This window comes from Paenibacillus thalictri, assembly GCF_004307995.1.
Classification (GTDB): domain Bacteria; phylum Bacillota; class Bacilli; order Paenibacillales; family NBRC-103111; genus Paenibacillus_AF; species Paenibacillus_AF thalictri.
In genome coordinates this window covers 57,698-70,295 of the sequence record NZ_SIRE01000019.1, presented here as the reverse complement: position 1 = coordinate 70,295, position 12,598 = coordinate 57,698, and the positions used below count along the sequence as shown (strand labels likewise).

Sequence of the window (12,598 nt, the reverse complement as noted above, 5' to 3'; positions counted from 1 at the left end):
AGTATATGAAATATTATACTCCTGTGCATGGATTAAGTAAATTCACTTCTTGTATGATAACAATGTAAGCAAGACGGTTGATTCAGGGAATCAAAAAAGTGAATGAGAGGGGAAATAAGGATGAAACGGGCATTAAACATTTTAAGCTTTGAGGACATTAAGACATATAACGAGCAGGGGTATTTGGTCATCCGCGGCGCACTGACGGAGCACGACGCCAAGGTGCTGCAGATCGAATGCGACCGTCTGCTTACTTTGGAGCAATATACCGACAAAAACAACATTCGCGCCGGACACAAAAGTTATGCAAGCGGCGAGGTGAAAATCGAACGTCTCGATCCGGTGCACGACATATCCCCGGTATTCGCCGATCTGGTCAAGGATGAGCGCATTCTCGCGCCGCTCAGAGACATTTATCTCGACGAACCGCTGTTGTTTAAAGACAAACTGATTTTTAAGCTGCCTGGAGCAAACGGCTATACGATGCATCAGGACGCGGCCTGGTGGCAAGGTTTTCCGATCGAAGGGCTTATTTCCGTCATGGTTGCCATTGACGGAGCGACGGCGGAGAACGGAGGGCTTGAGCTGTTCCCGGGTTATCACGACCGCTTGCGTTCGCCCCACGGGGAACTGCGAAATATGAACGCCGCCGAAATCGCGGAAGTTGATCCGGCCTCAGGCGAAATTGTGGAAACAAACCCCGGCGACATCATTTTGTTTCATTCGTTTACGCCGCACCAAAGCGGCCCCAACTTGTCGGACCGCAGCCGCAAGCAGCTGTTTCTTACCTATACTCCCGCCAAAAACGGCCAGCTGTACAATGCGCATTACCAGCATTACCAGCGGTATAACCTGCGGGGCAAAGAAAAAAGCGATTTTTACTTTTTCTAAAGTGCGATTTTGTAATGTACGATTGTGTAATTTGCAGTACGGCAAAGTATGGCAGAACGGCAGGAGCTTCCCGGCATAGGGCGGCTCCTCTTCCAGTTAGTTAAGACAAAGACAAATTGACGAAGGAGCTGTGTGATGATGGCGAATAACAGCGGGCACGGTCAGATGGACGTTTCAAGGATAGTGGAGCATCCCGATTTGGTGTCGTTTTGGGACTTTCAAGAGGAAGCGGGAGAACCGCGAATCGCTAAAGGTCCTTTCCGTTATGCGTTAACCGAAATGAACGGACCGATTGCCCGCATCGAAGCTGGGGTATGCGGCCCGTACGCAGCCAGCATCGAGTTCGGACAATGGTTAAATTTGCCGCGCCGCGACTGCCCGGCGCTCGATTTTCACGGGCCTGACGCGCAGCTGACGATCATCGCTTGGCTGAAGCGGGCCGACATGGTTAACCGCGGGTGCCAGGCTGTAGCCGGGATGTGGAACGAAAGCGAGAAGAAACGGCAGTACTGCTTGTTTATGGACCTGCGCATCTGGGAGAGCGGCGATCAGCTTGGCGGTCATGTATCTTCCGTCGGCGGACCGACGCCGGGACATCCGTGGTGTATGACTACCGCCATCGGCGCGACGCCTGTATCTAAAGCGGAGTGGCATGCGGCGGCTTTTACTTACGACGGGCTTGAGGCGCGGGTATATTTGGACGGCGTGCTGGACCGCAGAGATGTATATAATCCGTATGCGTATCCCGAAGGGCTGTTCGACGGGGGGCCGGAAGGAGCCGATTTCACTGTGGCCGCGGTTCACCGTTCAGGGGAAATGGGCAACTTTTACGCCGGATTGATCGGTGGGTTGGCCGTGTTTAAAAAGGCGCTGAATGAAGAGGAAATTGCCCGGCTTGGGTCGAATGGTTAATGGATACGAGCCATTTTTCGTTGGGCAGGCTGTCTTCAAGGGGGCAATTCAATGTATTCGCTGCTTATTGTCGAAGATGAAGAGATTATCCGTGAAGGCATGAAGTATTGTTTGGATTGGGCGGCGCTGGGCATCGGGACCATCATGGAGGCTTCCGACGGGGAAAGTGCGCTGGCGATAGCCAAGGAAGCGAAGCCGGACCTCGTGTTGACCGATGTCGTGATGTCAGTCATGGACGGCATTGAGTTTGTTGCCAGACTGCGCCGGGACATTCAGGACAAACACATTCACGTCATTATGATCAGCGGCCATGAAAACGTCGACTACATCAAATCCGCGCTGAAACTGCAGGTCGTCGATTATGTGCTGAAGCCGTTTCATACGGAGGAGCTGGAGCATGTCGTCCGCAAGGCGATGGAAGCTATAGCTGATGAGAGGGAAAAGGCGGCGCGGCTCAGCGAGCTGGAGAAAGCGGTGACCGTTACCCGGTCGATGATCAAGGAACGTTTCATGCAGGACGTATTGTTCGGCTCCGATATTTCCTTAACCGATACATACCGGGAACTGCTGGACGAATGGCTGCCGCAGCGCGGTGCTTATCGGGCGTTTTATATGGAAGGTGTAAGATCCGCTGAAGCGGCGGAACGGCTCCGGCAGCAGCTTCCGGTACTGGGTATGCTTCCGCTGAATGAAGGCGTATACGGAGGTGTTATTTCCAGCGAAGAGATGAGGCCGTTTGCCTGTTTAGAAGGAATGGCCACGCGGATCGGGCTCGGCTCCCGTGTCGAGCAGTTGGACGCAGTTCACTTGTCGTTCCAGCACGCGCGATTGGCATTGGTGGAACGTACAAGGGAGGCAGAACTGGCAGAACCGCATGCTGCCCTGCAAATCGTGCCGTATGAAGCGAAACTTCTGGACCGGGAACGGCTGCTTGTAGAAGCCGGGCAATGCGAAGAAGCGATTATCAGGCAGCTGGAAGCCGGCGACCGCGAGCAGCTGGCGGGAACCGTGCGCCGCTATGTCGAAGTGTGTTTGGCCTTCGGCGGCGAAGGCCTGCCGTATCTCCAGGCGTTTGGCAGCATGCTGCTTATTCGGACCAAGCAGCATTATGCCGTACTTCTGGAGAAGCAGGAGCCGCGCAGGCTCGAGCAAGCGCTGGAGCTTGTCCGCAGCGCTCGCAGTCCATTTGAATTGGAAGCGCTTATAAATAGCGCGTTGGATGAAATGGGCGATATTGTGCGCAGCAAGCCGGAGCAGCGCAAGCTGGTGCGGGCGGTGACCGATTATGTGGAGCAGTCGCTGCGGGAAGAGCTGACGCTTGCGCACATCGCCGCACGTGTCCACCTTTCGCCGAATTACTTGGCGCACCTGTTCAAGAAAGAAACCGGCACTACGCTGAACGACTACGTCACCTCCGTTCGTATGGAGGAAGCAAAGCGGCTGCTGCGCGAAGAGCCGGGCCTGCTTGTGCTTGAGCTGGCGGAGCGGGTCGGTTACGCGGACAGCAAATATTTTACGAGGCTTTTCAAGCGGGAAGTTGGCATAAATCCGAGCGAATACAGGGAGAAGCTGCGATGAGAACGGTGCTGCGCAAGCTGATCGGCATCGATGCGCGGATGAAGCTGCGGGATAAAATCTTAATCTCTTTTGTATTGATTGTGCTGATCCCGTCCAGCTTCATCGGTTATTTTTCCTACAAAAAATCGTCTTCGATCATTCAAGAACAGACCAGTCACGCCTATTTGGAGGCGCTTCGGCAAACGGCGATCAATATTTCGTACCGGCTCAACGAAGTCGAAAATATTTCGGAGATTATTTATACAAACGAGAAGCTGCAGCAAATTTTAAGACGCGCCCGCGGAGACGAGCTGACGATCGCCGATATTATCGACGACTACAAAAGCATTACGGAAATTATCCGCAACCTGGAGAAAAGCCGCAACATTTTCCGCATTCGTCTGCTTGTGCCCAACAGCCCGCTGTACGCTGCTGAAAATCAAAACATCTTCGGACTTTCTCAGAATCAGTTTCAGCAGCTGGGGGACCAGTTGTCGCTAAGCCCCGGGCTCATGGAATGGCGATATTTTGCAAGCATGAGCTACATGGGCGTCGGCCAAGGCATCGTGCAAAAATCGGTAGTCTCATTGTACCGGCTGATGAAGGATTTTAATGACGTCAATATGAATTTGGGCGCGGTGGCTATCGATATCGACGAAACGACTCTGCAGTCCGTCATTCGCGATATGAGCTTGGCTTTGCCGTATCATGCGCTGTTATATAAAAACAGCCAGCTCATTACCGCTTATTCCAACTCGCAAGGCAGCATCAACATCGACAGCAGGGCGCTGGACGAAGTGCTGGAGCATCAGGCAAGCGGCGGATCGGGGATCGCACCGGTTCGTTTTCAAGGGAAAAACTATTTGTATTTGGTGCGTGAATTGGAGCAGCCGGGATGGAAGCTGATTGTGCTCGTCCCGACGGTCGGCTTAACGGATCAAAGCAAACTTGTCGGCCCGTTTATTTTGATTTTGACCGGCACGCTGATCGCAATTGCCATTTTACTGTCGATTTTGCTTTCCAACATGATTACGAAGCGGCTCAACATTCTTGCCGGCAAAATGAAAGGCATCGAGCAGGGGCATTTCGGCGAACTGGTCGAGATCAGCGGAAACGACGAAATTTCTTTGCTGCAGCGGCGGTTTAACAAAATGTCAACCGAGATTAAAGGGCTCATCGACGAGGTTTACACGATTACGATCAACAAGCAGCGGGAAGAGCTGAAGGTGCTGGAGGGCCGAATCAACTCGCATTTTTTGTACAATACGCTGGATACGATCAAGTGGCTGGCTTTTAAATCGAAAGCGCCGGATATCGCTCAGGTGGTGACGAATTTGTCGAAGTTTTTCCGCATCAGCTTAAACCGGGGGAACGATACGATTACGGTGGACAAGGAGCTGGAGCATGTGAAAGCGTACATCGACATCCAGAACATCCGCTTCGCCGGCCGTTTTCGCCACGATATCGCGGTGGACCCCACATTGCTCCAAACGGAGGTAATCAAGCTGATCCTGCAGCCGATTGTGGAAAATGCGATTATTCACGGCGTTAACAAACAGCCTGCAAAACAGGGCAGCGTGACCGTTCGCGGCCGCCGGCAGGGGCCGTTTATCGATTTTTATGTGTTCGACGACGGGATCGGCATGAGCAGGGAAGCGGCGGGCGCGCTGCTTAAGCCGGGGGCGGGTTACGGCCTGCTTAACGTTCATCAGCGGCTGCAGCTGTATTACGGGCCGGAGTGCGGCGTGAAAATCCGCAGCAAACCCGGCGCAGGTACGGCCGTCCGCTTGCGTCTGCTGATCGCGGCAGAGACGGGGGAGCGCGAAGCAACAGCGTAATATTATCCACCTAATCGTAGAGATGCCCCGTTTGCGGGGCTTTTTTCATGTACTATAATGACATCATGCGAAGAAAGCGATTACAACAGATTAGGGAAGGATGGACGTTTACAGATGGATAATGTGCAACAAGAACGGACCGCGCCGCTTGCCGTTTCGCTGTCCAAACGAAAACGGCGCTCGCAGCTGCTTCAGGATTACGACTTGTATTTGCTGCTTTTGCCCGGGCTGCTCGTGCTGCTGACATTTAAGTATTTGCCGATGTTTGGGGTGGTCATCGCTTTTAAAGATTTCAATTTGTTCGACGGGATATGGGGCAGTCCTTGGGCGGGGACCAAATATTTCAAGGAGCTGCTGGACGATCCGAACTTCTATACGGTTGTCGGCAATACGCTGCTGATTAACTTTTACAAGCTCGTATTTCAGTTTCCGCTGCCGATTGCGCTTGCTCTGATGGTCAATGAAGTACGCGGGGTGATGTTCAAACGGCTGACGCAGACAATCACTTATTTGCCGCACTTCTTATCGTGGGTTATCATCAGCGCGATCTTCATCAATCTGCTTTCTCCGCAGACGGGTATTTTAAAAGGAGTATTCGCCCTTCTGGGGATGCAGGATGTGATGATGATCGCGGACGAGCGGTTTTTCCGCAGCGTGCTGGTGTTGTCCGCCGCATGGAAGGAGACGGGTTGGTCGTCCATCATTTATTTATCCGCGATCGTATCGATCGACACGCAGCTGTATGAAGCTGCTAAAATGGACGGCGCCGGCAAGTTCCGGCAAATATGGCATATTACGCTGCCGGGCATCCGCAATGTGATCGTGTTTATTATCATGCTCCGCATCGGCCATGCGCTGGCGAACGACGTTGAACAAGTGCTTATGTTTTATACGCCGCTTGTCTACAACGTTGGCGACGTGATCGGCACCTATGTGTACCGGGTCGGACTTGGGCAGATGAAATACAGCTTTTCGACCGCCATCGGCTTGTTCCAGTCGGGTATCGGCATGGCGCTGATTATCGCCGCCAATTATTTCAGCAAAAAATTCGGCGAACGCGGTTTGTGGTAAATGGGAACAAGGAGGCATATGATGCGGCTTAGAACAAAAGGTGAAATCGTATTTGAGTGGTGCAATGTGCTGCTGCTGTGCATCGGTATTGTGGTCTGCCTCGTCCCGGTGCTTAACGTGGTGGCGAAATCGTTCAGCGCGGAAGCAAACGTTGTGGCCGGGGACGTATTTATCTGGCCGGTCGGCTTTAATGTTGACGCTTACAGTATCGTGCTCGGCAGCCAAAAGTTTATCAGCTCGTTTGCCAACTCGGTGTTTATTACCGTTGTTGGCACGCTGCTGAACGTAACGCTGACCGTATGTACCGGATACGCTTTGTCGCGAGGCCGGCTGCGCGGGCAAAAGGTGATCATGCTGCTTTATGTGTTTACGATGCTGTTCAGCGCCGGACTCATTCCGACTTATCTGGTCATCAAACAGCTCGGTCTGTTGGATACGCTGTGGGCGCTTATTTTGCCGACGCTGGTCAGCCCGTTTAATATGATCATTGTCAGGTTGTATTTTTACACCATCCCGGACAGCTTGGAGGAATCGGGCAGAATAGACGGCGCGGGCAATTTGCGCATCCTGCTGCACATCATGATCCCGCTGGCAATGCCGGTCATCGCAACGATCGCGCTTTTCTGCGCGGTGGAATATTGGAACAGCTATTTCGACGCATTGATGTATATCAACAATTACAAGCTGCTGCCGCTGCAGGTGTTTTTGCGCGAAATGATCATGAGCGCCTCCGATGCGGCAAACAACATCGACATCTTATCCCAGATGCACGTGTCGCAGGAATCGATTCGCGGTGCTACCGTGGTTGCAGCGACGCTGCCGATCGTTATCGTGTATCCGTTTTTGCAGCGGTATTTTGTCAAAGGCATCGCGCTTGGCGCGGTCAAAGGCTGATCAAAGCACGGTGTTTTTGATTTTTCAAACATAAGATGAATAAAGGGGAGGATTTAAACATGAAGCAACATCGGAAAAAAGGGGCGCTAGTCGCGGCGGCGGTCGCAACCGCCGTGGCATTGGCGGGATGCGGGGGAGGCGCCAAGCCGGCTGATTCGGGGAAGGCGGCTGCCGGCGGCGAAGCGGCCAAACCGACGCTGAAGCTGCTTGTGCCCAATAACGTGGAGGAGTTCCCGCAAGGCTCGGATGTCAATAATAACGAGATTGCAAATACGATTCGCGAGAAGACGGGTTTTAACCTGCAATGGGAGCTGCTGCCCAAAGATGCTGAGCCGGCGCGGCAAAAGCTGAACGTCGTGATGGCTTCCGGCGAAACGCCAGACATTATTATTCTCAACGACAAAACCCAGTTTGGCAGCTTTGTGCAGCAGGGCTTGCTGACGCCGCTGGATACGTACATGAACGACGTCGGCAAAGACATCAAAGCGACGCTTACACCCGAGCAGTGGAAATCGTCGACGGCGGCGGACGGCAAAATTTACGCGGTGCGCACGCTGACCTTTAACGTGGCCACGTCCGGTTTGCTCACGCGAACCGACTGGTTTGAAGAGCTGGGCATTCCGCTGCCGAAGACGCAAGACGAATTTTACGAAGCGCTGAAGACGATCAAAGCCAAAAAGCCGGACGCCGTTCCGTATTCGGCAAACTTGGCGCAAGGGCTTGGCTCGCTGGCGGCCATTCAAAGTATGTTTTACCCGCCGGTCGAATATTTGCAAAAAAACGGCAAAGTCGTGTATACGCCGGCCGAACCGGAAGCAAAGGAGTTTCTGGCTTTTGCGAACAAGCTGTTCAGCGAAGGGCTGATCGACAAAGAGGCGGTAGTCAACAAGCTGGATAATGTGAAGGAGAAATTCGTCAGCGGGCGGGCGGCCATGTCGACGATCGGCTGGGCGGACGCCAAAGGGATCGGCGATGCTCTGAAGGGCAAAAGCGCAAACGCCAAGCTCGGCTATATCGATATACCGACCGGCAAAAACGGGGCAAACGGCATGAACAAAGCGACGTCGCTGACCAAATATTTTGTCATCCCGAAATTCAGCAAGCACCCGAAGGAAGCCGTAGATTTTATGAACAAATCGACAAACAAAGACCTTATCGATTACATTTCCTTTGGTGTGGAAGGCAAACATTACGAGAAAAAAGACGGGCAGTTCATCGCCACCAAGGAAGCTGAAAACATCCGCTACCGCGTCTACTACAACATGTTTGATACGGTGGAGCTTGGCATTCAGCGGATGAAGCAAAAAGGGTTCGCGCCGTACTTCGATCCGCTGGTGAAATCGTCGAAATACGATGACGTCGTCAACCTAGTGCCGCCGATTGATGCCGTCGACAAAAAAAGCAAGGAGTTCAGCGACCTGCGAGACGAATATTTCCTTAAAATCATTACAGGGGCGCTGCCGATGAGCGCTTACGACGATTACATCGCCAAGTGGAAAAAAGCCGGCGGCGAGGAAGCGCTGAAAGCACTCAACGACGCGTATAACGGAAATAAATAATCAATGCGCACGGCCCAAAGGCCGGGAAGGTTACTTCGGTAATCGTTCCCGGCTTTTTTTTGATGAGAATGAAGAGTTGCCGATGGAAGATGTGCAGCAACAACGCCAGGTGGTATTTTCGTTTGACGGGAGCATGTGAAGGAGACATGTACCCGGAATACGACAAAGGTGTTCATGGATACGAATACCGGATAACAGAGAGGATAGAGGAAGTGGCGGACTGGCAAATAGCTGAACAAAGGGATGGGCACGGGGCGGAAAAGCGTAAGCGGCCGCTTTTAAAATCAGGGCCCGACCGTGCACTATTTATTCAAAGGGGCATGATTTTAATTGGCGGTTGGAGCCCCGTGCTCATCCCCTCCCCATGCGCAAGAGTAACTTATCGCACCAAAAAAAGAGCGTCCAGAGATGCCGGATTTGGTTTAGCCGCATTGCGATGCCGCTTGACGAAAGCGCTTAAATCTCCTACGATGACTGTAATTCCCGCTGCGCGATGAGGAGAACTGCGATGATTCATTTTTCCCGTTTTCATTCGATCCAGTCCAAGCTGACCGTGACGTTCCTGCTTATCTTGCTTCCGCTTGTCGCCGTCAGCATTTTCGCCAATTATTACTCCCAGAGAGTGATGAACGAGCAGATCGGCGACCGCACCAAAGGCGCGCTGCTTACGACGCTGGAGTATGTGGACCAGTTGTCCAAAAGCATGGACCAGCAAACGCTGTTGATCGGCTCAAACCCCAATATCGTTGATATCTGGAGCAATATTGACAATCCGCTTAGCCCGGAGCACCTGTACGAGATCCATACCGTCCAGCAGCAGCTGTCCGCGCTGACCAACGTCAACGGAGCCGTCAAGGAGGCTTACATTGTCCATGGCGAAAGCGGCAACGGCGTATCGACCGTAAAGGGAGGGATCAAATGGCCCGACGTCAAGCGGGAATTCTGGTTCCGGCAGACGATCGACGCGCGCGGAGGACTTGTTATTTACGTGCCGACAAGCAAATACGCCGGGAGATCGGAATATTTAAGCGACGATATGATTTATTACGTGCGTCTGCTGGATGTGCTCGGCAACAATAAAGAGCCAAATGTGATGATTTTGGCGGTCGATAAGCTGTCGTTCCGTACAATCATTCAGCATTTGCAAACGACCGGCAACACGGACATCAGCTTGTTTTACAACGACGGGTTTGTGCTTGAAACCAATCCGCTTTCGGAGGAATCGCGCAGCAAGCCGATGTTTACGATCAAGGCGGAAAGCGGCTTGTGGTCGATTCAGCTGGAGCAGCCGCAATTCGAGTTGTTTCAGCTATCCGGCAATTTGCAGCGCTTCACTTACCTGATTATACTGGTCAGCGTGCTGCTGGCGATTTGGATGGCATGGCTGGCCTACATCGGCATTACGAAACCGCTGCACCAGCTGTCGGGCGCGTTCAGGCAGTTCAGCAGAGGTAATCTGACGGTTCAGGTCGAGCATAAGCGGAAAGACGAGCTTGGTTTTGTGATGAACGCTTTTAACCAGATGGCGGCCTCCCAGCGGAAAATGATCGAAGACGACTATGAGAAGGAGCTGCGTCTGGCCAAAGCCGAATTCAGCCTGCTGCAGTCGCAGATCAATCCGCATTTTTTATACAACACGCTGGATTCCATCTATTCCGTCGCTTCCAAGAAGAAGGTGCCGGAAATCAGCGAAATGGTGATCAACTTGGCGCGGTTTTTCCGCGTCAGTCTGGGCAAAGGCAAAGATTCGTTTACGCTGGCCGAGACGGCGCTGCATCTGATGTATTACATTCGCGTACAGCAAATTCGGACCGATCATTTTACGGTGGAGATCGATTTGGCGGAAGAAACGAAACATTTGCCCATTCTGAAGTTGATTTTGCAGCCGGTGGTGGAAAATGCGATCGTTCACGGCTTGGGCGGAAGCCCCGACGAAGGCAAGCTGTATATACGGTCGCGTATCGGCGAAGCCGGGCTGCTGCTTGAGGTGGAGGATACCGGAGCGGGGATCGGAGAGGACAAGCTATCGGAAATTAAGCGGGAATTGGACGGCATTACGAGCAAAACGTACCGGATTTCCCAGGACAGCCCGCCAACCCGCTATTACGGCCTGAAAAACGTCAAATCGAGAATCAAGCTGTTTTACGGTGAGGCAGCTGAATTACTGCTGTACAGCAAACAAGACGTAGGCACCAAGGTAACTTTGGTGCTGCCGCTCGCAAAGGAGAAGCAGGCATGAAGCTGATTATTGTAGAGGATGAACCGCATGTCAGGGAGCGGATCGCTGAGGACATCGATTGGGACGCCCATCGAATCGACATGGTGGCGGCGGTCCGCAGCGCTAAGGAAGCGCTGGCGATTATGCAGAAGGACAATATCGACCTTGTGCTGACGGACATTTATATGCCGGAAATGAGCGGGCTTGAGCTGGCGAAACGGATTAAAAGCGATTTTCCTTTTGTCAAAACGCTCATATTGACGGGATACGACGATTTCGAATACGCCCGGGAGAGCATCGAATACGGCGTGTTTAAATATTTGGTCAAACCGGCTGAAAACGAGCTGATCTTGGAGGCGGTGCTGGAAGCAAGAGAGGTGCGGGAGAAGGAGTTGGCCGAGAAAATCAATCTTCACTTGCTGGAACGGCGCTGGAAGGAACATCTGCCTCACTTGGAAAGCATGTTCTACAAAAATTGGATGTACGGGCGTTATTCCCATTGGGAGATCGAGCGTATCGGCAACGATTTGCAGCTGGCTCTGCACGATAAGAAACATCTGATCGTCGTATTGGACATGGATCCGATCGCTGACGGAAACGGCCGCTTTCAGGCGGGCGACCGCCAGCTCGTGCAGTTCTCGCTGTTTACGATCGCCAGGGATTTGCTAGGTGGTTTGGATTGCGTTGTGCTTCAAGATGACGACGGCATGACCGCTCTGCTGTTTTCCGCTCCGCTGGCGGAACGCGAGGACGTCTGGCATGCCAAAGTAAATCTGAAGGTCAGCGAGCTGCTCGAAACGGCGAAGGATTGTCTGAAGCTGACGGCCAGCGCGGGCATCGGACCGGCTGCGGCGAATTTTCTGCTGCTCCCCCAAGCGTTTAAGCAAAGCAAAATGGCGCTTCAGGCGCGGATCACGCTGGGCAGCGGCATTGCCATCCCGTATCGGGAGCCGGTTCCCGCAGAACCTTCGTGGGTGTATATGGAGCAGGCGGAGAAAGAGCTGGAGGTAGCGATCGAAACGGGCGACGGCCCGAAATGCCGGGAGTTGATCCGGACGGTAATGGAGCTTGGTTTCTCCGAAGCCCGTCCGGTTGCCGATGCCAAGGAGACGTTGTGGCGTATCGCCTGTCTGCTGGCCAGAATCGTTCACACGCACGGCTGGACGTTGCGCGAGGCGCTGCAGGAAGATTTCGCCGACTTCGAGAGGTTCCATGAGCTGTTGTCGCGCGACCAGATCGAAGCATGGTTTGGCAGGATGGCTTTGCGTATTAGCAAAACCATCGAACAGCGTCGGCAGTCCGGCACGTAAATTGCGATCAGCGAAATCGTGAAGTTTATTCATGAGCATCTGCATGATGATGAGCTGAGCTTATATCTCGTCGCCGAGAAGATGTACCTCAGCTACTCTTATTTAAGCCGCACCTTTAAAGAAACTACCGGCGTGTCGTTCTCCGACTTTGTGCTTCGCTTGCGCATGGAACGAGCAAAAGCTCTGCTTGCCAAGGGCAGCAAAGTATACGACGTAGCGGAGCAGGTCGGTTACAAGCACGTCAACTATTTCTCCAAACTGTTTCAAAAATATTGGGGCATTAAACCCAGCGACGTATTAAAAACGTAACCGCAGCAACGCCGGAGCCTCCGCTTCGGCGTTATTGCC

Annotated in this window: 10 protein-coding genes; all 10 read left to right on the top strand. The window is 52.9% G+C overall.

From position 1 onward, the window contains the following. Nucleotides 1-120 precede the first annotated feature (120 nt). The 10 genes from EYB31_RS24915 to EYB31_RS24865 all read left to right on the top strand — a co-directional run bounded on the left by EYB31_RS24915 (nucleotide 121) and on the right by EYB31_RS24865 (nucleotide 12,559). On the top strand, nucleotides 121-891 hold the full coding sequence (locus tag EYB31_RS24915) for a phytanoyl-CoA dioxygenase family protein (RefSeq protein WP_165452604.1): 771 nt from the start codon (nucleotides 121-123) through the stop codon (nucleotides 889-891). Nucleotides 892-1,026: 135 nt separating this feature from the next. Next, nucleotides 1,027-1,803, top strand: a complete 777-nt coding sequence (locus tag EYB31_RS24910; protein WP_240762820.1) for a LamG domain-containing protein — start codon at nucleotides 1,027-1,029, stop codon at nucleotides 1,801-1,803. A gap of 51 nt (nucleotides 1,804-1,854) precedes the next feature. Continuing rightward, on the top strand, nucleotides 1,855-3,381 hold the full coding sequence (locus tag EYB31_RS24905) for a response regulator (RefSeq protein ID WP_131016143.1): 1,527 nt from the start codon (nucleotides 1,855-1,857) through the stop codon (nucleotides 3,379-3,381). Further along, nucleotides 3,378-5,198, top strand: a complete 1,821-nt coding sequence (locus EYB31_RS24900) for a sensor histidine kinase (protein WP_131016142.1) — start codon at nucleotides 3,378-3,380, stop codon at nucleotides 5,196-5,198. Before EYB31_RS24905 ends, EYB31_RS24900 begins: the two co-directional genes overlap by 4 nt. A gap of 114 nt (nucleotides 5,199-5,312) precedes the next feature. After that, nucleotides 5,313-6,269: an ABC transporter permease gene (locus EYB31_RS24895; RefSeq protein WP_131016141.1), complete on the top strand. Its 957-nt coding sequence runs from the start codon at nucleotides 5,313-5,315 to the stop codon at nucleotides 6,267-6,269. A gap of 18 nt (nucleotides 6,270-6,287) precedes the next feature. Then, on the top strand, nucleotides 6,288-7,163 hold the full coding sequence (locus EYB31_RS24890) for a carbohydrate ABC transporter permease (protein ID WP_165452603.1): 876 nt from the start codon (nucleotides 6,288-6,290) through the stop codon (nucleotides 7,161-7,163). A 59-nt stretch (nucleotides 7,164-7,222) separates the two neighbouring features. Then, nucleotides 7,223-8,722, top strand: coding sequence for an extracellular solute-binding protein (locus EYB31_RS24885; protein WP_165452602.1), 1,500 nt, complete (start codon nucleotides 7,223-7,225; stop codon nucleotides 8,720-8,722). A gap of 508 nt (nucleotides 8,723-9,230) precedes the next feature. Next, nucleotides 9,231-10,961 carry a sensor histidine kinase gene (locus EYB31_RS24875; RefSeq protein ID WP_165452601.1) on the top strand — a complete coding sequence of 577 codons (1,731 nt, stop codon included), beginning with the start codon at nucleotides 9,231-9,233 and terminating at the stop codon, nucleotides 10,959-10,961. After that, on the top strand, nucleotides 10,958-12,250 hold the full coding sequence (locus EYB31_RS24870) for a response regulator (RefSeq protein ID WP_131016136.1): 1,293 nt from the start codon (nucleotides 10,958-10,960) through the stop codon (nucleotides 12,248-12,250). Before EYB31_RS24875 ends, EYB31_RS24870 begins: the two co-directional genes overlap by 4 nt. A gap of 18 nt (nucleotides 12,251-12,268) precedes the next feature. Beyond that, nucleotides 12,269-12,559 carry a helix-turn-helix transcriptional regulator gene (locus tag EYB31_RS24865; protein ID WP_165452600.1) on the top strand — a complete coding sequence of 97 codons (291 nt, stop codon included), beginning with the start codon at nucleotides 12,269-12,271 and terminating at the stop codon, nucleotides 12,557-12,559. Nucleotides 12,560-12,598 lie beyond the last annotated feature (39 nt).